We start from the raw sequence: 26,399 nt of genomic DNA on the forward strand, positions 1-26,399 counted from the left end.
CTGCGCACGCGCACAGACGGCTATTTACGCCAGTGTGTCGGGACGATGATCAAGGCGCCGATAGATGCCGCGATGGCATTCGCACCGGGCGAGCCAAAGCCGATGCGGAACATGATCGTGACGAAGTAGAACAGAAACGCCCCGCCCACACAGATGATGATCGAGGGCAAAACGCCATTGCGGGTAAAGCCTGTCCGCTCGGATGCGTAGCCAACGATGCCCGCAATAACGACGGTGCCGATCAGAACTGGAAACATGGCTTATCCTTCACCCAACTGCGTGCCCTTGGGCACGGCGAACCCCCGCAGGAACACATCGGCATCTTGCGCCGCCTTGCCTGCCTTCTGCAAGCGTGTCAGCGAGACAGCCCCGTCGCCACAAGCGATTGTCAGCCCATCATCCAGCGCCACGCCTGCATCTCCTGCCCCTTGAGCCAGCTTTGAACCCAGCAGTTTGACGCGCTCGCCATTGATCAGCGTCCATGCACCAGGAAAGGGCGACAGGCCGCGGATCTGGCGATCCACCTCGGCCGCAGGGCGGGACCAGTCGATGGCCGCTTCGGCCTTGTCGATCTTTTTGGCATAGGTCACGCCGTCTTCGGGTTGGATGTCTGACGTCAGCGACGGCAGTTTTTCCAGCGCCTGGACGATCATACGCGCGCCCATGTCTTGCAGACGGTCGTGCAGTTCGCCGGTGGTTTCCGTCTCGCCAATCTTGGTCGCCTCACGCAGCAGGACAGGTCCGGTGTCCAGCCCCGCGTCCATCTGCATGATGCAAATTCCGGTTTCTGCATCGCCCGACATGATCGCCCGATGGATCGGCGCCGCACCGCGCCAGCGGGGCAGCAGGGACGCGTGGATATTCAGACAGCCGTGTTTCGGCGCATCCAGCACCGCCTGCGGCAGCAGCAAACCATAGGCCACAACAACCGCCACATCGGCGTTCAGCGCGGCAAAGTCTGCCTGCTCGTCTGCGCCCTTCAAAGACACCGGATGGCGCACGGTCAGGCCCAGCGCCTCGGCCCGTGCGTGGACGGGTGTGGGGCGGTCTTTCTTGCCACGGCCTGCAGGGCGCGGCGGTTGGCAGTAGACGGCGGCGATGTCGTGGCCCGCGTCAACCAGCGCATCCAGCACCGGAACCGAGAAATCAGGCGTACCCATAAAAACAACGCGCATGTTCAGCCCACCCTTTTTCTGTTCAACCGGATCAGCGCGCCAGTTTGCGCGACTTCTTCACCAGCATATCGCGCTTCACCTTGCTCAGGTGGTCGATATACAGCTTGCCGTTCAAATGATCGATCTGGTGTTGCACGCTGGTGGACCAAAGGCCCACGAAATCGCGCTCTTCCATCTCACCCTGCTCATTCATGAACCGCACCGTCACAGCGCGCGGGCGCGAGATTTTGGCGGAGACCCCGGGCAAGTTCGGCGATGCTTCTTCATGATCGCGCAGCTTCACGCTGGCATGCAGGATTTCGGGGTTCGCCATACGCACGACCTGCCCGCGTTCCTCGGACGCATCCACAACGGCCAGTCGCAGCATCACACCGATTTGCGGCGCACCCATTCCGACACCGGGCATTGCCTCCATCGTGTCGACCATGTCCTGCCATGTCGCGCGGACCTCATCCGTGATCTCGGTCACGGGGTCTGCGACCGTTTTCAGACGTTTGTCAGGATAAGGGATACAGGGGCGGACGGGCATGTCATTTCCTTGTATTCTGAAAATATACCTCGATCGAACAGCGCCTTACGTCCGCGCCAGTTCGCGCTTCAGCTTAACCATCTTACGGGTGATCAACTGGCGTTTCAGCGGCTTGAGGTAATCAATAAACAGCTTGCCGTTCAGGTGATCGATCTCGTGCTGGACGCAGGTCGCCCACAGCCCGCCAAAGTCGGCCTCTTGCGGGTTGCCGTCCTTGTCGATCCACGTGACCGTCACATCCGCAGGGCGCGTCACCTCGGCGAACTGGTCGGGAATGGACAAGCAGCCCTCTTCGTAGACGTTCAGATCGTCCGACGATGCCTTGATCTCGGGGTTGAACATCACGATCGGTTTAGCATCGGTCGTGTCGTCTTTTTCGCAATCCAGAACGATCAGGCGCTGAAGCACACCGATTTGCGGCGCAGCCAGACCGATGCCCGGCGCGTCGTACATGGTTTCCAGCATATCATCGGCCAGCGTGCGGAGATCGTCATTGATGTCCGTAATCGGGTCACAGACCTTTTTCAGACGCGGGTCGGGATGGATCAGAATAGGGCGTTTCATGCAGTGTGATGTAGGCGATGGGGCTTGCGGGCGCAACTGCGCTTCATTCGGGGTTGCGCCTGCCATCCATCGGGATAGCCTGCGCACCAAATCCACCTATGAGGACAGATATGACCAGCCGCTTTGACGAAATCATCGACCGTGTAGGAACGGCTTGCGCCAAATGGGACAAGATGGAAGCGCTTTATGGTGTTTCGCCCCAGGAAGGTCTGTCGATGTGGGTGGCTGACATGGACTTCCGCCCCCCTGCCGTTGTGCAGAAAGCGGTCGAGGATATGGCCGCGCATGGTGTCTATGGCTATCTGGGCGACGAAAGCGCCTATCGCGCAGCAATCCAGTGGTGGATGAAAAACCGCCATGGGTGGGATGTTCCGGCAGACGCGATTTTCTCGACCCACGGGTTGGTCAACGGCACGTCGATGTGCCTCCATAGCTTCACCCAACCCGGCGACGGTGTGGTCCTGTTCACCCCCGTCTACCACGCCTTTGCCCGCGTGATTAAGGCATCGGGACGCGAGGTGGTGGAATGCCCGCTGGCGATGGTCGATGGCAAATACCAGATGGATTTCGACGCCTACGATGCGCAGATGACCGGCAACGAAAAGATGGTCATCCTGTGTTCGCCCCATAACCCCGGTGGCCGCGTCTGGACGCGCGAAGAGCTTCAGGGTGTTGCCGACTTTGCCAAACGCCATGACCTGATCCTGGTTTCCGACGAAATCCACCATGACCTGCTGATGCCCGGTCAAACGCACACTGTGATGTCTCTGGTCGATCCGTCCATCTCGGACCGGCTGGTGATGATGACGGCGGCGACCAAGACGTTCAACATCGCGGGCAGCCACGTGGGCAACGTGATCATCGAAGATGAGGCACTGCGCGCGAAATTCGCGGGCCAGATGGCAGCGATGGGCATGTCGCCCAATTCGTTCGGCGTCTTCATGACGACCGCCGCCTATTCGCCGGAAGGGGCCGCATGGGTGGATGAACTGGTCACATATCTGGATGGCAATCGCCAAGCCTTTGATGAAGCGGTCAACACGATTCCGGGCGTTACATCGATGCCGATGGAATCCACCTATCTGGCATGGGTCGATTTCCGCGACACCGGCATGAGCGCCGAGGAAATAAACAAACGCGTTCAGGATGGCGCGAAGATCGCCGCGAACCACGGGCCGACCTTTGGCCTTGGGGGTGAAGGATTTATGCGTTTCAACTTTGCGACGCCACGGTCGCGGGTGATTGAGGCAGGGGAACGTCTGAAGGCGGCCTTTGCCGACCTTCAGTAACCGTCACTGGCGCGGCGGACGCGATTTGTAGACAGGTAGGCTCCAACCAAAGCGGATGGAGCCTGCGCGCAACACGAATGTCGAAGCGCCGCACACCAATGCCGCGATCAGCGCCGATGCGCCCAGTTGCGTGGACACAGACGTGCCCAGCGCACCGACAAAGGCGCAGGTGACGTAGAGCTGGCCCTGTTTCAGTACCAGAGGCACCTCGTTCGCCACCACATCCCGCGCCAAACCACCCATACAGCCGGTGATCACGCCCATCACCACCACAATGGTTGCGGGCGCATCCACCGCCACTGCAATGCCAGACCCCGCCGCCACCGCGAAAGACAACGCGGCCGCATCCAGCCATTCCAGCACGGTGTAGCGGCTTTCCAGCATATGCGCGGTGAAAAACACGATCACAGCCGTTGCCGCCGCGACGAACAGATAGGTCGGGTCTGCAATCCAGAACACAGGGTTCCGATCCAACAGAACGTCGCGAAACGTGCCGCCGCCGACCGCTGTCAGGCTGGCCAGAAACACAAAGCCGATGATGTCCAACTGCGCCCGACTTGCCACCAGCGCCCCCGTGGCCGCAAAGACCAGGACCGAGCTGTAGTCAAGTATGGCGAAGAGCGTCATCCGGTACTTTTCTTCGATTTGAAGGGCGCCATCCCAGCGCGCGCCAGTTCATCGGCGCGTTCGTTTTCGGGATGGCCGGCGTGGCCTTTGACCCATTCCCACGTCACATCGTGACTTGCCTGCGCCTCATCCAGACGCTGCCATAGCTCGACGTTTTTCACGGGCTTTTTGTTGGAGGTTTTCCAGCCATTCCGCTTCCACCCGTGGATCCAACTGGTCACGCCGTTTTTCACATAGGCGCTGTCGGTGACGATGGTGATCGGGGAAGACCGGCTCAGGCTTTCCAGCGCGCGGATCGCGGCCAGCAATTCCATCCGGTTGTTGGTTGTCTCGGGCTCACCACCGGAAAGTTCCTTTTCCTTAACAATGGTTTCGCCGTCCATAGCGCGCAGCAGAACACCCCAGCCCCCCGGGCCGGGATTTCCGGAACATGCGCCGTCGGTATATGCAAAAAGTTCTGGCATGGTCTGATGGGGTAAGCCACGCACACCCCGCGCCGTCAAGCCCTGCGTCGCCTAGATGACAACCGTCAGCAGGCAGGCCACGACCAATGTGGTCAGCAAAACGCGCAGCTGCATCCACCATGCGGGTGCCAGCCCCCAGCGCCAGAAAGTGAAATCAAGGCCCAGAAGCGCGATGAAACCCACGATCAGGTTGATCGCCGCAGACACAGGTCCGCCACCCACCATGAAGAACGCCCAGAGCGCAGGGAGAGCCGACAGCGCATAGCCCGTGGCGGCCATGGAGCCATCGGCTTTGGTCGAAAAGCCCCACAAAACACCGGACATGAAAGCAAGGATCACAGTGCCGTAGGACAGTTGCACATAGGGCCCGATGAACCGCGGCCCGAGTGTTTCCAGCGTCAGCGTCACAGCCGGATCGGAATAAATTGTCAGCGCGCCCCAGATGAACGGAAGCACACCAGCAAGGCCAAGCAGCAAGGCGGAACGGGGGATTTGTGTCACGTCACTGTCCTAAGCGTTGTTCTGGTCAGGATCATAGGGCAAAAACCGCCCCGTACCAATCACTCAGGCCGGTTCGCGCAACACGCGGGGCACCTTGAATTCAACGTTTTCCTTGGCCGTTTCGACCACCTCGACGGTGGTGTCATACCGGTCGCGGAAAGCATCGATTACTTCTTGGATCAGCACATCAGGCGCTGATGCACCGGCTGTCACGCCAACTGTTTTGATCCCGTCCAAGGCGCGCCAGTCGATATCTGTGGCCCGCTGAACCAGCTGCGCATAGGCACAGCCTGCTTTGGATGCGACTTCGACCAGACGCTTGGAGTTCGACGAGTTCGGCGCACCCACAACCAGCAGCGCGTCACACTTGGGCGCGACAGCCTTCACCGCCTCTTGGCGGTTGGTGGTGGCGTAGCAGATGTCTTCTTTGTGCGGGCCCACGATGTTCGGGAACCGGTCCTTTAGCGCGGCGACCACATCGGCGGTGTCATCAATCGACAGTGTGGTCTGCGTGACATAGGCCAGTTGATCGGGATCACGCACAATCAGGCCCGGCACATCATCAGGTGTTTCGACCAGCAGCACTTCACCGTCGGGCAACTGCCCCATGGTGCCGATGGTTTCGGGGTGGCCTGCGTGGCCGATCATCACCATCTGCAACCCGTTTTCCGAATGGCGCGCAGCTTCGATATGCACCTTACTGACCAGCGGGCAGGTCGCATCGACATAGACCATCTCGCGGCGCGCGGCCTCGGCCGGAACGGCTTTGGGAACGCCATGGGCCGAAAAAATCACAGGGCGATCTGCCGGGCATTCTTCCAGCTCTTCGACGAACACGGCCCCTTTGGCGCGCAGATCATCCACCACGTATTTGTTGTGAACAATCTCGTGCCGCACGTAGACAGGCGCGCCCCATTTTTCGAGCGCCATTTCCACGATCTTGATCGCACGATCCACGCCCGCGCAAAACCCGCGCGGTGCAGCAAGATACAGAGTAAGGGCTGGCTTGTTCATGGCGTCTCCTTCGGGCAGACAGGTATGCGATCAGGGGCGTTCGGTCCAGTACCTAGGGCGTTTTCATTGCGCTCACATGGGTGTGACTTGCCTTCCACCAAGGGGAAGGTTGCATCTATACTTCAAGCCAAAGGGAGCCATCATGATACGAGCCATTCTTCTAGCTACAGTTTTGCCTATGTCTGTCTCGGCGCAGGGCATCTTTCCCTATCAGGATGCCGAGCGCGTCGCGAACGGGAAGATCGTGTATGAAAACAATTGCGCCGCGTGCCATGGCGCAAATCTGGAAGGCGAACCTGATTGGAAATCGCGCGACGAAAATGGCTTTCTCCGCGCGCCGCCGCATGATGAAACTGGCCACACGTGGCACCACCCCGACATGCAGCTGTTCGCTATTGTCGCGCTTGGGTCCGAGGCCGTTGTCGGGAACGGATACAAATCCCGCATGATGGGCTTTCGCGACATCCTGACAGAACAAGAGGTTCTGGACGTCATGGCCTATATCAAAAGCACATGGCCTGAAGAAATTCAGGAACAGCACAACATGATCAACGCCCGCAGCCAGTAAGGCCTAAACGACCTGCGCCGTCAGCCATGCAAGGATGATGAAGCGGCCTGTTTTGGCGATGGTCACAAGCAACAGGAACAGCCAGACGGGCGTGCGCATGATCCCTGCGATGACAGTGAAGGCGTCACCCAAAGGTGCCCAGCTTAGCAGCAGCGTCCAGACACCGTATTTGCGCCACCATTTGCGCGCACGTTCGATCTGGCTGTCGCTGACCGGAAACCAGCGTCTGCCGCGATAGCGTTCGAAGAATGTGCCAAGGAAATAGTTCAGGACCGAACCCAGAATGTTGCCGAAGCTAGAGACGGCAATCATCACCCAGATCGGGACGGTTCCTGCGGCCTGAACGGCGACAAACACCACTTCCGACTGGAACGGAAGAATTGTAGCCGCCCCGAAGGCGGCTACAAAAAGCGAAACTAGCGATGTTAAGTCACCCATAAAGCACCCAGACCTTCATCCCTAAGGTCCGGGCGTTATGGTCTTAGCCGGCTGCGCTTGCAACGTCGAACTCACGTTCGTTCGACTGTTCGCGGGGCGGGCGGCCGATGACGTCGCGCAGTTCATCAAGCTCGATGAAGTTATCGGCTTGGCGGCGCAGTTCGTCAGCGATCATCGGGGGCTGGCTGCGGATTGTCGAAACAACAGATACGCGAACGCCCTGACGTTGCAGGCTCTCGACCAGCGGACGGAAATCGCCGTCACCCGAGAACAGAACGATGTGATCAACACGCGGAGCAAGCTCCATCGCGTCGACGGTCAGTTCGATGTCCATGTTGCCTTTGACTTTCCGACGACCTTGGGCGTCGGTGTATTCCTTGGCGGGCTTGGTCACCATGGTAAAACCATTGTAGTGAAGCCAGTCTACAAGCGGGCGGATCGGTGAATACTCGTCGTTTTCCAACAGCGCAGTGTAATAAAACGCGCGCACCATTTTACCACGACGTACAAACTCCGTTCTCAAAAGCTTGTAGTCAATGTCAAAACCCAACGCCTTGGCTGCTGCGTAGAGATTTGACCCATCGATGAACAGCGCCAGCCGTTCGTCTTTGTAAAACATAAAATGTCCTTTCAGTGAATTGCCAGCGCCAGATAAGAAGTGAGTGAAAAAAACTGACACTAACAGACTTTATACAATGTATGGAGCGATCCTTAGGATCAACCCTTGCGAACGTTCAAAAAAGGATAGGTCCTTACTCAAAATGGAGCAAGAAATTCTAATCGCCTTAGGCGCGAATCTGCCTCAGTCACACAACCGACCTTCGGACACTCTGAAGGCGGCGATCACCGCTATCGGGCAAAGCACGTTGACGTTGAAAGCTGTTAGCCGCTTCTTCAAAACCCCCTGCTTTCCACCCGGCGCCGGACCGGATTATGTCAATGCTGTCATACGGTTACGAGCAGGCAAAGGGGAAAAGGCCAGTCAAATTCTCGCTATTTTGCATGAGATCGAAGAGGAATACGGCCGGACTCGCGATGTACGTTGGGGCATGCGGACGCTGGACCTTGATCTGCTAAGCTACGGAAATCAGGTGGCTCCTAGTCGAGACGATTATCTGTATTGGCAGCAGCTTCCGGCGGATGAACAGACCGTGCGCGCACCCGAATCGCTTATCCTGCCGCACCCCCGAATCCAGGACCGCGGGTTCGTGCTGGTGCCTGCGATGGATGTGGCCCCGGACTGGTGTCATCCGGTGTTGAAGCTGACCATATCCCAGATGTGTGCTGCACTGCCGCAAGAGGTACGAGATGAAGTGGTGCCGATTTGACCGTTATGCCACCTTGCCATTCGGCCTTTGGCGCGTTAAATGTGCGCCTTCTGACAGAAATCCATATGAATGGAGACCTCCATGGCCCGCGTGACGGTTGAAGATTGCGTTGACAAGGTACCTAACCGGTTCGAGCTTGTTATGCTTGCTGCACATCGTGCGCGCGAAATTTCGGCGGGTGCTCCGATCACTGTGGACCGCGACAACGACAAGAACCCTGTCGTTTCCCTGCGCGAGATTGCAGAAGAAACCCAGTCTGCCGACGAACTGCGTGAGCGTCTGATTGAATCCAACCAGACACAGATCGAAGTTGATGAGCCTGAAGATGACGCAATGGCGCTTCTGATGGGTGCAGAGCCGGACAAGCCGCAAGACGACGACATGTCCGAAGAGAAGCTGCTCCGCGCACTGATGGAAGCACAAGGCGAAGGCTAAGGTCCGCTTTTTGCGGGCCGGGTTAAGGAATACTGGCGCATGATCGCGGCCGAAGACCTGATTGCACTGGTCCGCAATTACAATCCCAAGACCAACGAAGCATTGATCCACGCGGCCTATGATTATGGCCGCGAGATGCATGAAGGGCAGTTCCGTCGTTCTGGCGAGCCCTATTTCACGCACCCTGTCGCCGTCGCCGCCATCCTGACCGAACAGAAACTGGATGACGCAACGCTGATCACCGCGTTGCTGCACGACACGATCGAAGACACCAAATCGACCTATGGCGAAGTGGCCGACAAGTTCGGCGACGAAATCGCTTCGCTGGTCGATGGTGTGACCAAGCTGACCAACCTTCAGCTGTCGTCGACCGAGACCAAACAGGCCGAAAACTTCCGCAAGCTGTTCATGGCGATGTCCAAGGACCTGCGCGTTATTCTGGTGAAACTCGCCGACCGTCTGCACAACATGCGGACGATCAAGGCGATGAAGCCTGAAAAGCAGCAGCAAAAAGCCCGCGAAACCATGGATATCTACGCGCCGCTGGCTGGCCGCATGGGTATGCAGTGGATGCGCGAAGAGCTTGAGGATCTGGCCTTCCGCGTGCTGAACCCCGAGGCGCGCGCGTCGATCATCCGCCGCTTTATCACGCTGCAGCGTGAAACCGGCGATGTGATCCACCGCATTACATCGGACATGCGCCACGAGCTGGACAACGCACATATCGAGGCAGAGGTTTTTGGCCGTGCGAAAAAGCCCTATTCGATCTGGCGCAAGATGCAGGAAAAGGACATGGGCTTTTCCCGCCTGTCCGACATCTATGGCTTCCGCATCATCACCCGATCCGAGGCCGACTGTTATGCCGCCCTTGGTGTGATCCACCAGCGCTGGCGCGCGGTTCCGGGCCGGTTCAAAGACTACATCAGCCAGCCTAAATCTAACGGCTACCGGTCGATCCACACCACCGTGTCGGGCCGCGACGGCAAACGGGTCGAGGTTCAGATCAGAACCCGCCAGATGCACGAGGTTGCCGAAACCGGTGTTGCTGCGCACTGGTCCTATCGCGACGGTATCCGCGCACAGAACCCCTTTGCCGTGGATCCCGCCAAATGGATCGCATCGCTGACCGAACAGTTCGACGCAGAAGAAGACCACGATGAGTTCCTCGAAGCGGTCAAGCTCGAGATGTATTCGGATCAGGTGTTCTGCTTTACGCCCAAAGGTGACGTAGTGAAGCTGCCGAAAGGCGCGACACCGCTGGACTTTGCTTATGCGATCCACACGCGGATCGGTGCGGCCTGTGTGGGTGCCAAGGTTGATGGTCTGCGCGTACCTTTGTGGACACGTTTGAAAAACGGCCAGTCGGTCGAAATCATCACCGCCCAAGGCCAGACACCGCAGGCCACATGGCTGGACATCGCCAAAACCGGCAAAGCCAAAACTGCGATCCGCCGGTCGCTGCGTGAAGCGAACCGCGAACGTTTCATCAAGCTGGGTCAGGAACTGGCGCGTTCGGCGTTCGAGCATGTAGGCAAGAAAGCGTCGGACAAGGCGCTGGAAAAAGCGGCCCGCACATTGCGCCTTGAAGACCGCGAAACGCTGCTTGCCCGTCTAGGCAGTGCTGAACTGACATCGCGTGAGGTCATTCAGGCAGTTTACCCCGATCTGGCCCCGAAAGATGACGTTCAGGTCGACACAGAACGCGCCGTTATCGGTCTGACCCCCGGTCAGGGCTTTACCCGTGCGCGATGCTGTCAGCCGCTTCCGGGCGAACGGATCGTGGGCATCGCCCAACGCGGCAGTGGCGTGACCGTTCATGCCATCGATTGCGAGGCGCTTTCGGAACTCGAAGACCAGCCGGATCGTTGGTTGGATCTACACTGGGCAGACGGCACGCATCCTGCAGCTTATGACGTGACCCTGATTTTAACGATTGGTAACGATGCAGGCGTTTTGGGTCGGATCTGCACATTGATTGGCGAACGTGGCGCAAATATCTCGGATCTAGAATTTTTGGATCGTAAACCTGATTTTTATCGGCTTCTCGTCGATATAGACCTGAGCGACGCCGAGCATTTGCATTCGGTTATTTCCGCGCTCGAAGCGGAAAGTGATGTTGCCTCGATCGAGCGCCGCCGCGACGCGACACTGTTAAAGCCATCGGTCCCTACCGAATGAGGCACGAGGAAGGATAGAGTTTGGTCTTTAAGCGCCGCGACAGGCAGCCGTTATATCAACGGGCTCTCCGTGCGCTCTGGCCAAAGGGTGGCTGGGCGCGTGCTGCGCGGTACATCAAACACCGAATCCATCGTCTTCCCGACCCCCCCGAAAAAATCGCACGCGGCATTTTTGCCGGTGTCATGACCACTTTCACGCCTTTCTACGGCTTCCACTTTTTCTTTGCGTGGATTCTGGCGCTTGCAGTGCGGGGTAACGTGGTTGCCGCGCTTCTGGGCACGTTCTTTGGCAATCCGCTGACCTACGTGCCGATTGGCGTGATTTCGATGAAGACCGGCTATTGGATGCTGGGCATCGAACGCGACCCTGAACACCACGGATCACTTGGGAAAAAATTCATACGGGCTGGTCAGGATTTGTGGGACAACCTGATGTCTCTGTTCACCGGCGCGTCGCCCGACTGGACCGATCTGGCGATTTTCTATCGCGAAGTGTTCTACCCCTATCTGGTCGGCGGTATTGTTCCCGGCATCATCACCGGTCTGGTGGCCTACTACCTGTCCGTCCCCCTGATCCGCGCTTATCAGAACCGTCGCAAGGGTGCGCTGAAAGCACGCTTGGCCAAATTGAAAAAACGGGCTGACGAGACACTGTCATCAGACTAGGTTCACCCTGAACAGCGGGAGCGAACAGATGACCGAATTCAAAGGCAAATTGCGGCTTGGCGTGAACATCGACCACGTCGCCACGGTACGGAACGCGCGTGGCGGGGCCTATCCCGATCCGGTGCGCGCGGCCAAAATCGCCGAAGAGGCCGGCGCTGACGGAATCACCGCTCACCTGCGCGAAGACCGCCGTCACATCATGGACGCCGATATCGATGCGCTGATGGAGCAGCTGAGCGTTCCGCTGAACTTTGAAATGGCCGCGACAGAAGAGATGCAGAAGATCGCCCTGCGCCACAAACCGCATGCGGTGTGCATCGTTCCGGAAAAGCGCGAAGAGCGGACCACCGAAGGCGGGCTTGAGGTTGCGCGCGAGGAAAACAAGCTGGCCCATTACATCGCGCCGCTGCGTGACGCTGGTTGCCGCGTGTCGATTTTTATCGCCGCCGACAAGCGCCAGATCGAAGCCGCCCATCGCATCGGGGCCGAGGTGATCGAACTGCACACCGGTGCCTATTGCGATTACCACGCAGAGGGCCGTTTCGACGAACGGGACAAGGAACTGGCCGCGCTGACAGAGATGGCGGCCTTTGCCGACAGCCTGGGGCTCGAGGTGCACGCCGGTCACGGCCTGACGTACGACACGGTCACGCCGATTGCCGCCCTGCCCCAAGTGATGGAATTGAACATCGGCCACTTCCTGATCGGTGAATCTATCTTCCGAGGCTTGGCCCCCGCGATCACGGAAATGCGCCGCGTGATGGACGCGGCCCGCGCATGATCCGGTTCGCGGCACTGGCCGCCGCCTGCGCGATGGCAGGTGCGGCCTCGGCCGAGCCTGCGACGCTGTCCGAATGCGACGGTTTCACGGCCAGCGCCCGCAATCTGATGATGCCGCCATCCGAAAGCATCCGCCAGTTCGCCAATGGCGCAGTGCGCTTGTACTGGCTGGATACCGTAGAACCCGCCTGCTGTTCGTCGCACCTGATGGTGATCCAGCCCGCGCCGAACGACCCCTATGAGATGTGCACGCTTGTCTCTGCCTCGGAAAACCTGGGCTTCGGGGGCATGGACCTGTCTGGTGCTGCGGCGAACTACGAACCGACCGTTGGCCTGACAGTCAGCATTCCCGTCAATGTCTGGGAAGGCGACGGCCCTGACCCTGCGACGCTGTATGTGGTGATCAACCAGGGCGCAGGCACTGTCGAAACCGAGGTCGTTCAATGATCTTGGGGATCGGCAGCGATCTGGCCAATATCGACCGGATTCAAGGCACGCTTGACCGCTTTGGCGACAGGTTCCGCAACCGTGTGTTCACCGAAACCGAACAGCGCAAATCGGAATCCCGCGCGGATGTGGCAGGCACCTACGCCAAACGCTGGGCCGCAAAAGAGGCGTGCTCCAAGGCGTTGGGCACCGGCCTTCGGATGGGGATCAGCTGGAAAGACATGGCCGTGTCGAACCTGCGCACGGGCCAGCCCGTGATGGCGGTTACCGGTTGGGCCAAAGAACGTCTGGATGAGATGACCCCCGAAGGCCATGAAGCCATCATTCACGTTACCCTGACCGATGATCACCCTTGGGCGCAGGCCTTTGTGGTGATCGAGGCGCGGCGGATCACAGCGCCATAGAGGCGCAGCAGCTCTAGCAACCTTGACTTCACCATGCCTGCCCCGCAAGAAGCCAGCGACCTAATCGACGAGGAAGCCAAGTCATGACAACCGAGACCAAATCAGGCGGATTTCTGGAAACCGTCAAAACGGTCGTCTATGCACTGCTGATCGCGGGTGTCATCCGCACCCTGTTCTTTCAACCGTTCTGGATCCCGTCGGGGTCGATGAAAGACACGCTGCTGATCGGCGACTTCCTGTTCGTGAACAAAATGGCCTACGGCTATTCCTATGCATCCTGCCCGTCGATTTATATTCCCAACTTTGGCATCGACATCGATGCCGAGGATGTCTGCGGCATGTTCGACGGCGACAACACACGTCTGTTCGGCAGCGAACCCGAGCGCGGTGATGTGGTGGTCTTCCGCCACCCTGTGACGGGCCGCGACTTTATCAAACGTCTGATCGGTCTGCCGGGTGACAAGGTTCAGGTGCGCGAAGGTCTGGTCTACATCAACGACGTCCCGGTCGAGGTCACACCCGACGGCACGTTTGAGGAAACCGCCGCGCCCCAAGGCCCCCATGCGCTGCGTCCGCGTTGTGCGAACGGCCCTGTCGGTGATGGCGGCGTCTGCATCAAGCAGAAATTCGTTGAAACCCTGCCAAACGGTGTCAGCCACAGCATCCTGAACATCGGCACGCAAGGGTCCGATAACACCCCCGTCTACGAAGTGCCCGAAGGCCATTACTTCTTCATGGGCGACAACCGCGACAACTCGTCTGACAGCCGTGTGCCGACCATCGCGAATGGCGTGGGCTTTGTGCCGTTCGAAAACCTCGTCGGTCGCGCCGACCGCGTCATGTTCTCGTCTGCGGGCAGCTCGATGCTGTTCTTCTGGACATGGCGGGGGGATCGTTTCTTTAAGGCGATCCAGTGAAACGCTCGGCCGAAATAAGCGCGCTTGAGGGCCGCATCGGCTATGAGTTCAAGCAGGTCCAGCTGTTGCAGCGGGCCCTGATCCATTCGTCCATGTCCGGCCCCAACCGCGAAGACAACCAGCGGCTGGAATTTCTGGGCGACCGTGTTCTTGGCCTTGTGATGGCCGAAGCGCTTCTGGACAAGGACAACAAGGCAACCGAAGGCCAGCTGGCCCCGCGCTTTAATGCCTTGGTGCGCAAGGAAACCTGCGCCGATGTCGCGCGCGAGTTCGAATTTGGCGAAGCGTTGAAGCTTGGCCGATCCGAACGCCTGTCCGGTGGCCGCCGCAAAATGGCGCTGTTGGGCGACGCGATGGAGGCGGTGATTGCAGCCGTCTATATGGACGGCGGGTTTTCCGAGGCCAAATCGCTGGTCCTGCGGTTGTGGGGCAAACGGATTGATTCCGTCGAAGAAGACGCGCGCGATCCCAAAACCTCGCTTCAGGAATGGGCCCAAGCCCGCCGCATGCCGCCCCCCGCCTATATCGAGGTGTCCCGCAGCGGCCCCGACCACCAGCCGGTCTTTACCATCGAGGCACGTCTGGAAAACGGCGAAACCTGTCAGGCGACCGCGGGCAGCAAACGACTGGCGGAACAAGCCGCCGCAAAGGCACTGCTGGAACGGTTGGAAAAGTCCTGAGCCGGCCGATCTAATCCCTTCATCGAGGTCACAGTAGCTGGGGCCTGAAAGAATAAGGGCAGCCATAAAGGCTGCCCCATTCCAAGATCTTCATGCGGCGCGGGGAGAAGGGTGCGCCGCATTTCTTAGCGGCCGTTTTCGGCACGCCACTTTTTGAAGATCTCAAGGTTTTCTTCCTGTGTTGCAGGATAAAGACCGATGATCGTCGCCCCGCCTTTGACGCGTTCCACGACAAAGTCTTCGTAGGCTGTCATCTCAACCGCTTCATCGGCGATCTCGTCGGCGATTTCGGCAGGGATCACGATAACGCAGTCTTCATCACCCACGATCACATCACCGGGGAATACCGGCGCGTCGCCACAGCCGATCGGGCCATTGATTTCGATCGCTTCGTGCAGCGTCAGGTTTGTCGGGCTGGACGACTGTGTGTGGTAGGCGGGAATATCCAGTTCGCCAATCGTTGCCGCATCACGGAAGCCACCGTCAGTCACGATGCCAGCACCACCACGGACCATCAGGCGTGTGACAAGGATATCACCCGCAGACGCGGCGCGCGCATCCTTGCGGCTGTCGATGACCATAACGTGGCCTTCGGGGCACTGTTCGATAGCAACGCGCTGGGGATGTTCCGGATTGCGGAATTCGACCAGCTGGTTGCGGTCTTCGCGGGCCGGCATATAGCGCAGCGTAAAGGCCGGACCGACCATGTTCACGCCTTTGCCTTTGACCGGATGCACGCCCTGAATGACCTGATTGCGCAGGCCGCGTTTGTACAGCGCCGTGGCAAGCGTCGCGACGGAGACACCCATCAGCTTTTCGCGGGTTTCCTGTTTCATTTCTCGGTTCTCCTCGACCGTCGTAATCGTTGTGTGGCTTAGGCCAGATCGTCTGGCAGAATGCTGGCGGGCAGGTTCTGGTAACAAACGGGGCGCAGGAAGCGACGGATCGCCAGCGTGCCGACCGATGTCGCACCAAAGTTGGTCGAGGCAGGGTAAGGCCCACCGTGAACCATCGTGTCAGCCACCTCGACCCCTGTTGGGAAGCCGTTGACCAACACGCGACCAGCCTTGCGTTCCAGAACGGGCAGCAGGCGGCGCGCCAGATCGGTGTCGCCCTCATCCATATGCATGGTTGCTGTCAGCTGGCCTTCAAAGCCACGGGCCAGCGTTTCCATTTCTTCCGGACCAGACACACGCACGACCAGACCAAGTGGGCCAAACACCTCTTCACCCAGAGCATGGTCCTGCAGGTAGTTTTCGGCGTCTGTTTCATACAGGTTCGGGCTGGCGTTGCGGCCTTCGCTGTCTGTGACCAGCACGGGTTTCACCGCGTTGCGGCCATCGAAACGGGTCTTGCCGTCTTTGTAGGCCTGCGCGATGCCGTCTGTCAGCATGCACTGCGTCTGAACACCTTTCAGCGCTTCGGCGGCGGCACTGACAAAGGCGTCGCCTTCAGCACCTGTTTGAACCACCGCGATACCCGGGTTGGTGCAGAACTGGCCTGCGCCCATGGTCAACGATCCGGCCCAACCTGTACCGATATCCGTACCACGCGAAGAGGCTGCGTTCGGTAGAACGAACATCGGGTTGACGGACCCCAGTTCACCAAAGAACGGGATCGGTTCGGGGCGCGCGGCGCACAGATCGAACAGCGCACGGCCACCGCCCAGCGAACCGGTAAAGCCCACGGCCTTGATCAGCGGGTGCTGAACCAGCGCGGTGCCCACGTCACGTTTACCGCCCTGAATCAGGCTGAACACACCGGCTGGCATGCCACAGGCTTTGATCGCGGCATGAATGGCTTCGGCCACGATTTCACCGGTGCCGGGGTGGGCCGAGTGACCTTTGACGATAACAGGGCAACCAGCGGCCAGCGCGGCGGCGGTGTCTCCACCGGCGGTCGAAAACGCCAAGGGGAAGTTCGATGCACCAAAGACAGCCACAGGGCCAATCGGACGCTGCATCATAAACAGTTCGGGGCGCGGCAAAGGCTGACGATCTGGCAGCGCCGCGTCATGGCGACGGTCCAGAAATTCGCCGCTACGGATGTGCGATGCGAACAGGCGCAGCTGGCCCGTTGTGCGACCGCGTTCGCCTTCAAGCCGTGCGGCGGGAAGACCGGTTTCCGCGCTGCCGATCCATGTGATCTGCGGGCCGCGTGCCTCGATCTCGTCTGCGATTTTGTCCAGAAACGCAGCGCGGGTTTCGCGCGATGCATAGCCGTAGGTCCAGAAGGCGTCTTCTGCCGCTTGGCAGGCCTGATCCACCAGATCGGGTGTCCCGACCGAGAAATCAAAGGCGTCGCCAGTCGCAGGTTCGGAAGCAAAGGTCTGTTCGCCCGCAACCCAATTGCCCGCGATCAGATGTTTGCCGTGCGGCGTGAATGTTTCATCAAGCATGTCTTAAATCCTTTTTCAGATCAGGCCGTTGGCCTTTAGGAAATCACCAAGTTGGGCCTGCTGTGTGTCTGTCAGCGGCCAGGCCGATGGCGGGCGGGTCGGACCACAGTCCTGCCCCAGCGCCTGAAGCGCCGCCTTCACACCGGTCACGTTGGTGCCATTCATTTCTTCGGCGCGGATATCTTCGAACGCGCGCATTTCGCGGATCAGCTGGTTCGCGGTGTCATAGTCACCACCATCCAGTGCTGCGTGGATCGCCACCGACCGTTCCGGCCAGACGTTGATCAAACCCGAGGTAAAGCCGCGCGCGCCGACCGCGTAAAGCGGCGGGGCCCAGACCTCGGCCAGACCGCCGACCCAAACGATGGACGGATCGCAGGCTGCTTTGGCCTCGGCTAGTTTCAGGGGGTTCGGGGTCGCCCATTTGACGCCCTTCACACCGGGGATGGCGCAAAGATCAGCAATCGCTTTGGTCCCGATGGCATCGTTGCGCAGGTACAGCATCATCGGCAAGCCGCCAGAGGCATCGGACACGGCCTTGACGTAATCAACCGTGCCGCGCGGGGCCACGAAGGGATCCGGCGGCTGGTGGATCATCAGCGCAGACGCACCGGCATCAGCCGATGCTTTGGCCAGACGGCAGGCATCGCGAATACCACGGCCAACGCCCGCCAGAACCGGCGCGCGGTCGCCGACCATGCCGCAGACCTCTGTCGCCATGGTGACAGCTTCGTCCGTGGTCAGCGCATAGAATTCGCCCGTGTTGCCGTTCACAACAGGAATATGCATGCCCGCGCCCAGCGCACGGTCGATAATCGGGTTCAGTTTCGACGGGGCGATTTCGCCCGCGTCATCATAAGGGGTGACCAAGATGCCGGAGATACCGGTCAGGGTCTTATCAAGATCATGAGCCATCTGCGGTCTCCTCAGAAAATATCGGGCTCGCCTGCGACCTTGCCAAAGCCGCGTTCGAGGTAGTCAAAGTCACAACCCTTGTCGGCTTGCAGAACGTGTTTCGAGAACATCCAGCCATAGCCGCGTTCGAAACGGGGTTCGGGCGGTGTCCAGGCCGCGCGGCGCTTTTCCAGCTCTTCTTCATCGACCAGCATGTCGAGCGTCCGGTTCGGCACGTCCAGTTTGACGATGTCACCGGTTTTCAATAGCGCGAGCGGACCGCCGACAAAGGATTCCGGCGCAACGTGCAAAACGCAGGCGCCATAGGACGTGCCGGACATCCGCGCGTCGGAAATACGCAGCATGTCACGGTGACCCTGTTTGATCAGCGCCTTGGGGATCGGCAGCATGCCCCATTCCGGCATACCCGGACCGCCCTGCGGACCTGCGTTACGCAGAACCATGATTGTATCCGGCGTGACTTCGGCGTTTTCGTCGTCAACGAAGGCCTTCATTTCGGGGTAGCTGTCAAAGACCACGGCCGGGCCTTCGTGCTGGTAGTATTTGGGGTTGCAGGCAGCAGGTTTGATCACCGCGCCATCGGGGCAAAGGTTGCCGCGCAGCAGGGCAAGCGAGCCTTCGTGATACACAGGGTTCGACAGCGGGCGAATGACGTCGTCGTTATAGACCTCGGCCCCTTCAAGGTTTTCACCCATCGTTTTGCCGTTCACTGTCATACAGTCGGTGTGCAGGCGTTCCTCAAGCTGCTTCATCAGGGCGCGCAGACCGCCTGCATAGAAGAAATCTTCCATCAGGTAATCTTTGCCCGACGGACGCACGTTCGCGATCAGTGGCGTGGTGCGGCCCAGCGCATCCAGATCATCCAGCGTGAAATCAACGCCCGCGCGACGCGCCATGGCGATCAGGTGAACAACCGCGTTGGTGGAACAGCCCGTGGCCATCGCCGTGATCGCGGCGTTCTGGACGGCTTCGCGTGTCACGATCTTGTCCGGTGTCAGTTCCTCGCGGACCATATCGACGATACGGCGACCGCAGTCTGCCGACATCCGCTGGTGGCCCGAATCGACGGCAGGGATCGACGACGCACCTGGTAGCGTCAGACCCATCGCATCGGTGATCGCCGTCATGGTCGAAGCCGTGCCCATGGTCATACATGTGCCTGCAGAACGCGCGATGCCGCCTTGGATACCAAGCCACTCTTCGTCGGTGATATTGCCCGCGCGGCGTTCGTCCCAATATTTCCACGCGTCCGAGCCGGAACCGAGGATCTTGCCCGCATAGTGGCCGCGCATCATCGGACCGGCAGGTAGGTAGATCATCGGAATGCCAGCGGTCAGCGCGCCCATCACCAGACCCGGTGTAGTCTTGTCACAACCGCCCATCAGAACAACGCCGTCAAACGGGTGCGACCGGATCATTTCCTCGACTTCCATGGCCAGCATGTTGCGATAGAGCATCGAGGTCGGCTTGGTGAACGATTCGTCGACAGACAGCGACGGCATCTCAACGCCCAGACCACCGGCCTGCGCCACGCCGCGCTTCACATCCTGCGCGCGTTCGCGGAAGTGGCTGTGGCACGAATTGATCTCGGACCATGTGTTCAGAATGCCGATAATCGGCTTTCCGCGGAACTCTTCTTCGGAAAAGCCCAACTGCATCATCCGCGAACGATGGCCGAACGACCGCAAATCATCCGGCGCGAACCAGCGGTCGCTCCGCAATCCCCCGGCAGGCTTTTTGTCCGACTCTGACATGATCGATCTCCAAATGACGCAAATTTCTGACACTTGTGTATGCGCATACATAAATAAACGTCAACGCGAAACAGCAGCGCGGGACGCAACAATTATTGAATTAAAACTTTGCTTGACAGGTATAGTCGAGTCGTGATCAACAAAAATGTATGCGCATTCATTTACGCATCCGGACGGGTCCCACACACCCGAAACCTGATCTTTCGCCGCATCGCGGCCCTTGGGAGGAAACCATGAAACTTACACGCAGAACCCTTCTTGCTGCCGTATCGGCAACAGCGCTTCTGGCGCAGCCGGTCACAGCATTCGCACAGGACCTGCCCCGCAATATCCGTATGGTGATCGGTTCGACATCGACCGGCGGTGACACCTACCAGAACTCGGCCATCGTTGCCGAAGCGCTGTCCGAAAAGCTGGGCGTGAACATCAAAGTCGACGCCGTCGGTTCATCCGAAGGCTTTAAGGCGCTGAGCCGTGACAAGCGCGGCACAACCATCATGATCTTCCACGATCAGGCGTATCTGGGGAACCTTTATGGCCGTCAGGGCTATGACGATCCGTTCGAAAACTACGCCGTTGGCCCGACCGTCGCGATCAACCCGGGCAATGCCTATCTGGTGCCAGCAAACAGCCCCTACCAGTCGATGGAAGACATCCTGAAAGCCGCTGAAGCAGGCACAAAGGTTCGCGTGGCGATCCAGCCGGGCGGCGTGTCTGAAATCGGTTTCTCGGCGATGAAAAACGCGGCCAAAGTGCGCGCACCGGGTTCCGAGGAAAACATCGTCGCGGTCAACACCGGTTCGCAGTCTGACAAGAACCAAGCGATGTGGGACGGCCTTGCAGACGTGATCAACGGCTCGATCCAGGCGAACGAACAGTTCACACAGTTGTCGGCAGACGACCAGAAAGCCATGCGCTTTGTCTGGATCACAGCGCGCCCCGCAACCTTGGGCCAAGCGCCTGAGGCAGGCATGGGCGGCACCACACGTGACGACATGCTGGCATATGCCAGCCCGCAGACAAGCGTGACACTGGACGGCACCGAAGATTTCACCTTCGACAAGGAATTCTTCATGCTGTTCAACAAAGACATGGATCCGGCCATCGCGGAAAAGATCGACACAGCCCTGAGCGAGATTTTCGCAGAAGGCGCCATTCAGGAACGCCAGAAAGCGTCGTTCTTTATTCCGAACTATCTGTCCATCAAGGATGCGAACGAGCATCTTCTGAAAAAGCGTAACACCTACGGCAAGGTTATCGCGGACATCACCGGCGAATCCTGATCCTTGATCAGGTGAAAATCAGGTCCCGGCCGGGTTTCTGGCCGGGGCCGTTGTGCTTACTTTCAGGGAGGTAACCATGGGTCAGCTTACCCAGGTCACGATCGATTTCGAAACGTCCCATCTGCTTTTCCCCACTATCATTGCCTGCGTGCTTGGCCTGCTGGGTCTGGCCATCGTGATCCGTGATCGCGCCAAGATCGCGACGGCTGGCACATATTGGAGCGGGATTTGGCAGAGCATGGACAAGCCCCGCTTTCTTGGCACGATCGTGCTGACCTTGCTGTACTTTTCCCTGATGGTTCCGGTGGGCGACATCTGGCCCAACACAGGCCGCGGCTTTCTGTTCTGCTCCATCCCGTTTGTGTTCCTGACCGGCCTTCTTTTCATGCACGAGCGGACGATAAAATCGATCCTGCCACTGGCTGTCGTGTCGCTCGTCGGCCCTGTTTTCGTGTGGTGGCTGTTCACCTACCCGCTGTTCCTGACCCTTCCCTGAGGCGCAAAGTTCATGTTCGAGATCCTTACCCCCATGTTCCTGTCGCTGATCGTTGGCGGCACTCTGATCGGCATCATCTTTGGCGCAATCCCCGGTATGACCGCGACCATGGCTGTCGCCGTATGTTTGCCGCTGACCTACTCGCTTGGTCTGGAAAACGGTCTGGCGCTGCTTTTGGGCCTATATGTCGGCGGCATTTCAGGCGGCCTTGTGCCCGCGATCCTGCTGGGCATTCCCGGCACGCCATCGTCGATTACCACCACCTTTGACGGCTACCCCATGGCCAAAAGGGGAGAGGGCGAAAAGGCGCTGCGGATCGGCATCGTGTCGTCCTTTGTGGGCGGCATCATCAGCCTTGCGATCCTGTGGCTGTTTGCACCCACGCTGGCGGACTTTGCGATCAAGTTTTCCTACGTTGAAAAGTTCCTGATCATCTTCTTTGCCCTGACCGTCATGGCGGCGCTGTCCTCGGACATGTTGCTGGGCATTTTCTCGGGCGTACTGGGGATTTTCGTGGCGCTGATCGGCACCTACGACATCACCAAAGGCGGCAACGGCAACATGCGCCTTGTGCCACCGGGAACGGAATACTGGCTCGACAGCGGCTTTTCCTTGCTGCCCGTTCTGATCGGCCTGTTCGGCTTAGCGGCCATCCTTGAGCAGGCAGAGATTGGTGTTCCGAAGGGCCATTCGCTGGACGAAATCGATGTGGGCAAAAAGTCCGGCTTTTCGTTTTCGATCTTCAAAGGCCAGTCCGTAAACCTGACACGCTCGTCGCTGATCGGAACATTCGTGGGCATTCTGCCCGGCGTTGGCGGCTCTGCTGCGTCGATCATTTCCTACACCAACGCCAAAACCTTTTCGAAGACCCCCGAAAACTTTGGCAAGGGCGAACCCGCAGGCATCATGGCGTCGGAATCCGGCAACAACGGTCTGACAGGTGGTGCGTTGGTGCCCCTGTTGTCATTGGGTATTCCGGGCGACTCGACAACGGCCTTGCTGATCGGGGCGTTCACGCTTCAGGGCATTCAGGTGGGTCCGCTGTTTATCGGCAACAACCCCGGTACGTGGGATGCCATGATCATCGCTATGCTGATCGCCAACATCGCGATGCTGGTCATGATGTATGTGGCGATCCGCTACTTTGCGCTGGTCGTGACCATCCCCAAGCACATCCTGTTCCCAGTCATCCTGATGATGTGCGTGATTGGCGCTTATACGATCAACTACGGCATCATGTTCGATGTCTGGACGCTGCTAATCTTTGGCCTGTTCGGCTGGCTGGTCGTGAAGCTGAAACTAGAGGTCGCGCCTTTCATTATCGGCTTCATCCTCGGGCCCTCGGCCGAAGTCTATTTCGTCAAAAGTCTGGAAAGCTTCGGCGACGTCACGATCTTCATCACCAAAAGCTGGATCGCGGTTGTTCTTTGGCTGTTGATCATCGGATCGGTGACTGGGTCGATCATGTTGTCGCGGCGTGCGAAACAGAATGCAGCGACCAGCTAAATCTTGTATTCGGGGGCGGAAATCAGAACTATATCGCTCATGGATCAGACAAAAGACACCCGGCCCGAGGCCAGTGAAAAGCGCCAGCGCGGCGTCACAATGGAGACCGTCGGCCGTATGGCCGGCGTGTCTCAGGTTACGGTGTCGCGGGCGCTGAGCGACCCGTCCAAGGTCTCCGCCAAGACGATGCGCAAAATCCAAGACGCCATCGCGGCGACCGGCTTTGTGCCGAACGCCATCGCGGGGGCGCTTGCGTCAAACAAAAGCAAACTGATCACGGCGCTGGTGCCGTCGATCACCAACATCGTCTATTCCTCGATGATCCGGTCTTTCAGCCTGCGGATGCGGGAAGAGGGCTATCAGATCTTGCTCTCTGAGACCGGATTTGACCCCGAAGACGAAGAGGTCGCGATTGCCGCCCACCTGTCGCGTCGCCCGGATGCACTATTGCTGACAGGTATCCATCATTCGGCACAGGCACGCCGGATGCTTCTGGCCTCTGGTCTGCCGGTGGTCGAGGTTTGGGATTACACGGATTCCCCCATCGATATGTGTGTGGGCTTCCGTCACGCCGAAACGGGCTATGCCGCCGCGGACTATGCGATCGAGCGCGGCTACACCAAGGCCGCCACCATCGCGGCAGGTGACGAACGCGCGCTGCGCCGCAAGGATGCTTTCAAATCCCGCTACGAACAGAAAACAGGCAGCTCGGTTCTGGAAATGAACTTTGAATCCAACGCGACACTGGCACGGGGCCGCGAAGGGCTGGCGGCGCTGTTGGACAAGGGCTTTGACACCGGTCTGATCTTTTGCAGTTCGGATATTCTGGCCCACGGCGTGATTATCGAGGCCACAGCACGAGGCATGCGCATCCCCGAAGATGTTGCCGTGATCGGTTTCGGCGATCAGGAATTCGCCGCAGACGTCGAACCGTCGATCACCACGATCAAGGTCGACCGCGAAGCCTTCGGCAGCGCCGCTGCCGATGTGTTGCTGGCGCGCTTTCACGGGGAAACCGTCGAAGAGCCGGAAATCGACCTGGGATTTGAAATCATCCGCCGGAAATCTGCGTAACGGGTTACAGGCCGCATGAAGCCCGCAGAATACTAGCGCTGGCACATATAAACCAATTAGGCTAAAGGCGACGCTTCACTAGGAAAGTAGCACCCATGAGCACACGCGCAGGATTTGTCGCCCTGATCGGAGAGCCGAACGCAGGCAAGTCTACACTGACCAACCGCATGGTCGGTGCCAAAGTGTCTATCGTCACCCACAAGGTTCAGACAACCCGCGCCCGCATCCGTGGTGTGGCACTGGAAGGTGACGCGCAGATCGTGTTCGTGGATACCCCCGGCCTGTTCAAACCGCGCCGCCGTCTGGACCGCGCAATGGTGGCTGCGGCTTGGGGCGGTGCTGCGGATGCCGATATCACTGTGCTGCTGATCGAGGCTCATCGCGGCATCACCCAAGGCGTCAAAGCGATCATCGAACGCCTGAACGAATTCGAAGGCAAACAGCGCGTTGCGCTGGCCATCAACAAGATCGACCGCGTGAAGGCCGAAGAACTGCTCGCGCTGTCCAAAGCCATGAACGAAGCCTTCCCGTTCGAGCAGACCTTCATGATCTCGGCTGAAAAAGGCCACGGTGTTGACGGTCTGAAAGAATGGCTGGGTCAGGAAATGCCCGAAGGCCCGTGGCTGTACCCCGAAGACCAGATTGCCGATCTGCCCATGCGCATGATCGCCGCGGAAATGACCCGCGAAAAGCTGACCCTGCGCCTGCATCAGGAACTGCCCTACCAACTGACGGTCGAAACCGAAAGCTGGGAAGAACGCAAAGACGGATCGGCCCGCATCGACCAGATGATCTATGTCATGCGCGATGGTCACAAGGGCATCGTGCTGGGCAACAAGGGCGAAACGATTAAGGCGATTTCCAAAGCCGCCCGCGAAGAGCTGGAAGAATTCCTTGGCCGTCGCGTGCATCTGTTCCTTCAGGTCAAGGTCCGCGAGAAATGGCTGGAAGAGGCTGAGCGTTATTCGGAAATGGGTCTGGATTTCCGCGACGGCGACTAAGGTGGCGTCATGACACCCAGACTGACCGCCCGCTTTTGGGTCGATGCCTATCGCCAGCGCCTGTCGCTGCTGAATATTCCCTGTTTTGTGGTGGCCCACGGCGACGACACTGCCGGTGCGGTGTTGGTCAAGCTGTCCACGCTGGACGGTCAGGCCCGCGCCTATACCCGCACCTTCGATCTGATGTCAGGTGATCGCGTTTGGGCGGTTTTGTCGGAAGGCGACGAATACGCCGTGGATGAAGCCATCACCAAACAGCGCAGCTTTGACCCCGATCTTTGGGTTATCGAAGTTGAGGATCGCGAAGGGCGGCATCTGCTGGATGAGGACGGCCTTTCGTAAGCAGCTTCGCTAAGGCGATCATGACAATGCCGCCAACAAAGAACGCCGCGCACAGACCAGCCGACCAACCCGCAACGCCCATCCAGCCGGACTTTTCCGGATTTAGGAAGAAGTAGGGGTATCTGCCGTCAAACGCCCCCCGTCCCAAGGCATAGACCACATAAAGCGCAGGCCACCCAAGCCACGACAGCCCGTCAACAAAGCGCAGGCCCGCCTTCGGTGCGAACACCAGCCACCAGAGCACGTAAGATACGGGCACGAAGGTGTGCAGGCCAAAGTCCGGCCACCAATCGATGCCGGACAGGTCCCGCGCCAGCAGCAGGTGATAGACGATGCCCACAATCGCAATCCACAGCGCAACAGCTGCTGTCCAGAAAGGGGCCACACGACGCCCCGACGCCACCCAAAAACACAGGCCCGCCAGCATCAGGTTGGTCAGGATCGTGAAGTACCGCAACAGACGCCAGAATTCGGCCAGAAACGTCCGGTCGGGATAGGCCGACAGGCTGATCCACATGTCCAGACCGATCGAGCCTACAGCAAAAAGGCCAATCAATCCGGCTGTGATGCGGGCAATCGCTGACATGGGTCCTCTGAATCGGTGGTTCCTGAACACTCACATGGGTT

Annotated in this window: 32 protein-coding genes; 17 read left to right on the forward strand and 15 right to left on the reverse strand. The window is 59.1% G+C overall.

Annotated elements, in window-relative coordinates; genetic code table 11:
- Window positions 1–20 precede the first annotated feature (20 nt).
- The 4 genes from C4S59_RS04755 to def (C4S59_RS04770) are packed head-to-tail and all read right to left on the reverse strand — an operon-like array spanning window position 21 to window position 2,268.
- Window positions 21–257 carry a hypothetical protein gene (locus C4S59_RS04755; RefSeq protein WP_103909290.1) on the reverse strand — a complete coding sequence of 79 codons (237 nt, stop codon included), beginning with the start codon at window positions 255–257 and terminating at the stop codon, window positions 21–23.
- A 3-nt stretch (window positions 258–260) separates the two neighbouring features.
- The gene (fmt, locus tag C4S59_RS04760) at window positions 261–1,175 is read right to left on the reverse strand and encodes a methionyl-tRNA formyltransferase (RefSeq protein ID WP_103909291.1); all 915 of its coding nucleotides are present in this window, start codon (window positions 1,173–1,175) and stop codon (window positions 261–263) included.
- A 31-nt stretch (window positions 1,176–1,206) separates the two neighbouring features.
- Complete coding sequence (gene def, locus C4S59_RS04765) at window positions 1,207–1,704, reverse strand: peptide deformylase (protein ID WP_103909292.1); 498 nt, start codon at window positions 1,702–1,704, stop codon at window positions 1,207–1,209.
- Between the two features lie 45 nt (window positions 1,705–1,749).
- The gene (def, locus tag C4S59_RS04770) at window positions 1,750–2,268 is read right to left on the reverse strand and encodes a peptide deformylase (protein WP_103909293.1); all 519 of its coding nucleotides are present in this window, start codon (window positions 2,266–2,268) and stop codon (window positions 1,750–1,752) included.
- Window positions 2,269–2,378: 110 nt separating this feature from the next.
- Here def (C4S59_RS04770) and C4S59_RS04775 point away from each other — a divergent pair, with 110 nt between their 5' ends.
- Window positions 2,379–3,557, forward strand: a complete 1,179-nt coding sequence (locus C4S59_RS04775; protein ID WP_103909294.1) for a MalY/PatB family protein — start codon at window positions 2,379–2,381, stop codon at window positions 3,555–3,557.
- Between the two features lie 3 nt (window positions 3,558–3,560).
- Here C4S59_RS04775 and C4S59_RS04780 read toward each other — a convergent pair whose 3' ends face one another.
- The 4 genes from C4S59_RS04780 to ispH form a co-directional block, all read right to left on the reverse strand.
- Complete coding sequence (locus tag C4S59_RS04780) at window positions 3,561–4,184, reverse strand: trimeric intracellular cation channel family protein (protein ID WP_103909295.1); 624 nt, start codon at window positions 4,182–4,184, stop codon at window positions 3,561–3,563.
- On the reverse strand, window positions 4,181–4,648 hold the full coding sequence (gene rnhA / locus C4S59_RS04785) for a ribonuclease HI (RefSeq protein WP_103909296.1): 468 nt from the start codon (window positions 4,646–4,648) through the stop codon (window positions 4,181–4,183). The genes C4S59_RS04780 and rnhA overlap by 4 nt, the downstream gene beginning before the upstream one ends.
- A 51-nt stretch (window positions 4,649–4,699) precedes the next feature.
- Window positions 4,700–5,149 carry a DUF3429 domain-containing protein gene (locus tag C4S59_RS04790; protein ID WP_103909297.1) on the reverse strand — a complete coding sequence of 150 codons (450 nt, stop codon included), beginning with the start codon at window positions 5,147–5,149 and terminating at the stop codon, window positions 4,700–4,702.
- Window positions 5,150–5,212: 63 nt separating this feature from the next.
- Entirely contained in the window at window positions 5,213–6,163 is a 951-nt protein-coding gene (ispH, locus tag C4S59_RS04795) for a 4-hydroxy-3-methylbut-2-enyl diphosphate reductase (RefSeq protein WP_103909298.1), read from the reverse strand.
- Window positions 6,164–6,305: 142 nt separating this feature from the next.
- Here ispH and C4S59_RS04800 point away from each other — a divergent pair, with 142 nt between their 5' ends.
- Complete coding sequence (locus C4S59_RS04800) at window positions 6,306–6,731, forward strand: c-type cytochrome (protein WP_103909299.1); 426 nt, start codon at window positions 6,306–6,308, stop codon at window positions 6,729–6,731.
- A gap of 3 nt (window positions 6,732–6,734) precedes the next feature.
- Here C4S59_RS04800 and C4S59_RS04805 read toward each other — a convergent pair whose 3' ends face one another.
- Both C4S59_RS04805 and C4S59_RS04810 read right to left on the reverse strand, forming a co-directional pair.
- A complete protein-coding gene (locus C4S59_RS04805; RefSeq protein WP_103909300.1) occupies window positions 6,735–7,169 on the reverse strand; it encodes a YqaA family protein in 435 nt (144 codons plus the stop codon).
- 43 nt (window positions 7,170–7,212) lie between these two features.
- Window positions 7,213–7,788 (reverse strand): LabA-like NYN domain-containing protein, encoded by a 576-nt coding sequence (locus C4S59_RS04810; RefSeq protein ID WP_103909301.1) that lies wholly within the window; start codon window positions 7,786–7,788, stop codon window positions 7,213–7,215.
- 142 nt (window positions 7,789–7,930) lie between these two features.
- Between C4S59_RS04810 and folK the strand changes: the two genes are divergently transcribed.
- The 9 genes from folK (at window position 7,931) to rnc (ending at window position 15,003) form a co-directional block, all read left to right on the forward strand.
- A complete protein-coding gene (gene folK, locus C4S59_RS04815) occupies window positions 7,931–8,497 on the forward strand; it encodes a 2-amino-4-hydroxy-6-hydroxymethyldihydropteridine diphosphokinase (RefSeq protein WP_103909302.1) in 567 nt (188 codons plus the stop codon).
- A gap of 81 nt (window positions 8,498–8,578) precedes the next feature.
- Window positions 8,579–8,932 carry a DNA-directed RNA polymerase subunit omega gene (gene rpoZ / locus C4S59_RS04820; protein WP_103909430.1) on the forward strand — a complete coding sequence of 118 codons (354 nt, stop codon included), beginning with the start codon at window positions 8,579–8,581 and terminating at the stop codon, window positions 8,930–8,932.
- Window positions 8,933–8,971: 39 nt separating this feature from the next.
- Window positions 8,972–11,110, forward strand: a complete 2,139-nt coding sequence (locus C4S59_RS04825; protein WP_103909303.1) for a RelA/SpoT family protein — start codon at window positions 8,972–8,974, stop codon at window positions 11,108–11,110.
- 20 nt (window positions 11,111–11,130) lie between these two features.
- Window positions 11,131–11,775 carry a DUF2062 domain-containing protein gene (locus C4S59_RS04830; protein ID WP_103909304.1) on the forward strand — a complete coding sequence of 215 codons (645 nt, stop codon included), beginning with the start codon at window positions 11,131–11,133 and terminating at the stop codon, window positions 11,773–11,775.
- Between the two features lie 28 nt (window positions 11,776–11,803).
- Window positions 11,804–12,556 carry a pyridoxine 5'-phosphate synthase gene (locus C4S59_RS04835; protein ID WP_103909305.1) on the forward strand — a complete coding sequence of 251 codons (753 nt, stop codon included), beginning with the start codon at window positions 11,804–11,806 and terminating at the stop codon, window positions 12,554–12,556.
- Complete coding sequence (locus C4S59_RS04840) at window positions 12,553–13,002, forward strand: hypothetical protein (RefSeq protein ID WP_103909306.1); 450 nt, start codon at window positions 12,553–12,555, stop codon at window positions 13,000–13,002. The genes C4S59_RS04835 and C4S59_RS04840 overlap by 4 nt, the downstream gene beginning before the upstream one ends.
- Entirely contained in the window at window positions 12,999–13,406 is a 408-nt protein-coding gene (gene acpS, locus C4S59_RS04845) for a holo-ACP synthase (protein ID WP_103909307.1), read from the forward strand. Before C4S59_RS04840 ends, acpS begins: the two co-directional genes overlap by 4 nt.
- 83 nt (window positions 13,407–13,489) lie before the next feature.
- Window positions 13,490–14,323 carry a signal peptidase I gene (gene lepB / locus C4S59_RS04850; RefSeq protein WP_103909308.1) on the forward strand — a complete coding sequence of 278 codons (834 nt, stop codon included), beginning with the start codon at window positions 13,490–13,492 and terminating at the stop codon, window positions 14,321–14,323.
- Complete coding sequence (rnc, locus tag C4S59_RS04855; protein ID WP_103909309.1) at window positions 14,320–15,003, forward strand: ribonuclease III; 684 nt, start codon at window positions 14,320–14,322, stop codon at window positions 15,001–15,003. The genes lepB and rnc overlap by 4 nt, the downstream gene beginning before the upstream one ends.
- Before the next feature lie 125 nt (window positions 15,004–15,128).
- Here the strand turns inward: rnc and C4S59_RS04860 are convergent, their stop codons facing one another.
- The 4 genes from C4S59_RS04860 to araD are packed head-to-tail and all read right to left on the reverse strand — an operon-like array spanning window position 15,129 to window position 20,070.
- Entirely contained in the window at window positions 15,129–15,839 is a 711-nt protein-coding gene (locus C4S59_RS04860) for a ribonuclease activity regulator RraA (RefSeq protein WP_103909310.1), read from the reverse strand.
- A 38-nt stretch (window positions 15,840–15,877) separates the two neighbouring features.
- Window positions 15,878–17,401 carry an aldehyde dehydrogenase (NADP(+)) gene (locus C4S59_RS04865; RefSeq protein WP_103909311.1) on the reverse strand — a complete coding sequence of 508 codons (1,524 nt, stop codon included), beginning with the start codon at window positions 17,399–17,401 and terminating at the stop codon, window positions 15,878–15,880.
- A gap of 15 nt (window positions 17,402–17,416) precedes the next feature.
- A complete protein-coding gene (locus C4S59_RS04870; RefSeq protein WP_103909312.1) occupies window positions 17,417–18,316 on the reverse strand; it encodes a dihydrodipicolinate synthase family protein in 900 nt (299 codons plus the stop codon).
- 11 nt (window positions 18,317–18,327) lie between these two features.
- Entirely contained in the window at window positions 18,328–20,070 is a 1,743-nt protein-coding gene (araD, locus tag C4S59_RS04875; RefSeq protein ID WP_103909313.1) for an L-arabinonate dehydratase, read from the reverse strand.
- Window positions 20,071–20,303: 233 nt separating this feature from the next.
- Here araD and C4S59_RS04880 point away from each other — a divergent pair, with 233 nt between their 5' ends.
- The 6 genes from C4S59_RS04880 to C4S59_RS04905 all read left to right on the forward strand — a co-directional run bounded on the left by C4S59_RS04880 (window position 20,304) and on the right by C4S59_RS04905 (window position 25,772).
- Window positions 20,304–21,353, forward strand: coding sequence for a type 2 periplasmic-binding domain-containing protein (locus C4S59_RS04880; RefSeq protein WP_103909431.1), 1,050 nt, complete (start codon window positions 20,304–20,306; stop codon window positions 21,351–21,353).
- Between the two features lie 52 nt (window positions 21,354–21,405).
- On the forward strand, window positions 21,406–21,849 hold the full coding sequence (locus tag C4S59_RS04885; protein WP_268810618.1) for a tripartite tricarboxylate transporter TctB family protein: 444 nt from the start codon (window positions 21,406–21,408) through the stop codon (window positions 21,847–21,849).
- Window positions 21,850–21,861: 12 nt separating this feature from the next.
- Window positions 21,862–23,355, forward strand: coding sequence for a tripartite tricarboxylate transporter permease (locus C4S59_RS04890; RefSeq protein ID WP_103909315.1), 1,494 nt, complete (start codon window positions 21,862–21,864; stop codon window positions 23,353–23,355).
- A 39-nt stretch (window positions 23,356–23,394) separates the two neighbouring features.
- Complete coding sequence (locus tag C4S59_RS04895) at window positions 23,395–24,429, forward strand: LacI family DNA-binding transcriptional regulator (protein ID WP_234994673.1); 1,035 nt, start codon at window positions 23,395–23,397, stop codon at window positions 24,427–24,429.
- Window positions 24,430–24,524: 95 nt separating this feature from the next.
- The gene (gene era, locus C4S59_RS04900; RefSeq protein WP_103909316.1) at window positions 24,525–25,430 is read left to right on the forward strand and encodes a GTPase Era; all 906 of its coding nucleotides are present in this window, start codon (window positions 24,525–24,527) and stop codon (window positions 25,428–25,430) included.
- 9 nt (window positions 25,431–25,439) lie between these two features.
- On the forward strand, window positions 25,440–25,772 hold the full coding sequence (locus C4S59_RS04905) for a DUF1491 family protein (RefSeq protein ID WP_103909317.1): 333 nt from the start codon (window positions 25,440–25,442) through the stop codon (window positions 25,770–25,772).
- Here C4S59_RS04905 and C4S59_RS04910 read toward each other — a convergent pair.
- Window positions 25,714–26,358, reverse strand: a complete 645-nt coding sequence (locus C4S59_RS04910; protein ID WP_103909318.1) for a Pr6Pr family membrane protein — start codon at window positions 26,356–26,358, stop codon at window positions 25,714–25,716. The genes C4S59_RS04905 and C4S59_RS04910 overlap by 59 nt on opposite strands.
- Window positions 26,359–26,399: the final 41 nt, after the last annotated feature.

Source organism: Thalassococcus halodurans, from assembly GCF_900108225.1.
GTDB classification, from domain to species: Bacteria; Pseudomonadota; Alphaproteobacteria; order Rhodobacterales; family Rhodobacteraceae; genus Thalassococcus; species Thalassococcus halodurans.

Coding starts and splice junctions, on each gene's coding strand:
- ispH (WP_103909298.1), bottom strand. CDS start 6,163: ATGAACAAGCCAGCCCTTACTCTGTATCTTGCTGCACCGCGCGGGTTT.
- rnhA (WP_103909296.1), bottom strand. CDS start 4,648: ATGCCAGAACTTTTTGCATATACCGACGGCGCATGTTCCGGAAATCCC.
- fmt (WP_103909291.1), bottom strand. CDS start 1,175: ATGCGCGTTGTTTTTATGGGTACGCCTGATTTCTCGGTTCCGGTGCTG.
- def (WP_103909293.1), bottom strand. CDS start 2,268: ATGAAACGCCCTATTCTGATCCATCCCGACCCGCGTCTGAAAAAGGTC.
- C4S59_RS04800 (WP_103909299.1), top strand. CDS start 6,306: ATGATACGAGCCATTCTTCTAGCTACAGTTTTGCCTATGTCTGTCTCG.
- C4S59_RS04870 (WP_103909312.1), bottom strand. CDS start 18,316: ATGGCTCATGATCTTGATAAGACCCTGACCGGTATCTCCGGCATCTTG.
- C4S59_RS04755 (WP_103909290.1), bottom strand. CDS start 257: ATGTTTCCAGTTCTGATCGGCACCGTCGTTATTGCGGGCATCGTTGGC.
- lepB (WP_103909308.1), top strand. CDS start 13,490: ATGACAACCGAGACCAAATCAGGCGGATTTCTGGAAACCGTCAAAACG.
- C4S59_RS04835 (WP_103909305.1), top strand. CDS start 11,804: ATGACCGAATTCAAAGGCAAATTGCGGCTTGGCGTGAACATCGACCAC.
- def (WP_103909292.1), bottom strand. CDS start 1,704: ATGCCCGTCCGCCCCTGTATCCCTTATCCTGACAAACGTCTGAAAACG.
- folK (WP_103909302.1), top strand. CDS start 7,931: ATGGAGCAAGAAATTCTAATCGCCTTAGGCGCGAATCTGCCTCAGTCA.
- era (WP_103909316.1), top strand. CDS start 24,525: ATGAGCACACGCGCAGGATTTGTCGCCCTGATCGGAGAGCCGAACGCA.
- araD (WP_103909313.1), bottom strand. CDS start 20,070: ATGTCAGAGTCGGACAAAAAGCCTGCCGGGGGATTGCGGAGCGACCGC.
- C4S59_RS04865 (WP_103909311.1), bottom strand. CDS start 17,401: ATGCTTGATGAAACATTCACGCCGCACGGCAAACATCTGATCGCGGGC.
- C4S59_RS04880 (WP_103909431.1), top strand. CDS start 20,304: ATGAAACTTACACGCAGAACCCTTCTTGCTGCCGTATCGGCAACAGCG.
- C4S59_RS04775 (WP_103909294.1), top strand. CDS start 2,379: ATGACCAGCCGCTTTGACGAAATCATCGACCGTGTAGGAACGGCTTGC.
- C4S59_RS04805 (WP_103909300.1), bottom strand. CDS start 7,169: ATGGGTGACTTAACATCGCTAGTTTCGCTTTTTGTAGCCGCCTTCGGG.
- C4S59_RS04780 (WP_103909295.1), bottom strand. CDS start 4,184: ATGACGCTCTTCGCCATACTTGACTACAGCTCGGTCCTGGTCTTTGCG.
- C4S59_RS04895 (WP_234994673.1), top strand. CDS start 23,395: ATGGATCAGACAAAAGACACCCGGCCCGAGGCCAGTGAAAAGCGCCAG.
- rpoZ (WP_103909430.1), top strand. CDS start 8,579: ATGGCCCGCGTGACGGTTGAAGATTGCGTTGACAAGGTACCTAACCGG.
- C4S59_RS04860 (WP_103909310.1), bottom strand. CDS start 15,839: ATGAAACAGGAAACCCGCGAAAAGCTGATGGGTGTCTCCGTCGCGACG.
- C4S59_RS04840 (WP_103909306.1), top strand. CDS start 12,553: ATGATCCGGTTCGCGGCACTGGCCGCCGCCTGCGCGATGGCAGGTGCG.
- C4S59_RS04825 (WP_103909303.1), top strand. CDS start 8,972: ATGATCGCGGCCGAAGACCTGATTGCACTGGTCCGCAATTACAATCCC.
- C4S59_RS04910 (WP_103909318.1), bottom strand. CDS start 26,358: ATGTCAGCGATTGCCCGCATCACAGCCGGATTGATTGGCCTTTTTGCT.
- C4S59_RS04890 (WP_103909315.1), top strand. CDS start 21,862: ATGTTCGAGATCCTTACCCCCATGTTCCTGTCGCTGATCGTTGGCGGC.
- acpS (WP_103909307.1), top strand. CDS start 12,999: ATGATCTTGGGGATCGGCAGCGATCTGGCCAATATCGACCGGATTCAA.
- C4S59_RS04810 (WP_103909301.1), bottom strand. CDS start 7,788: ATGTTTTACAAAGACGAACGGCTGGCGCTGTTCATCGATGGGTCAAAT.
- C4S59_RS04905 (WP_103909317.1), top strand. CDS start 25,440: ATGACACCCAGACTGACCGCCCGCTTTTGGGTCGATGCCTATCGCCAG.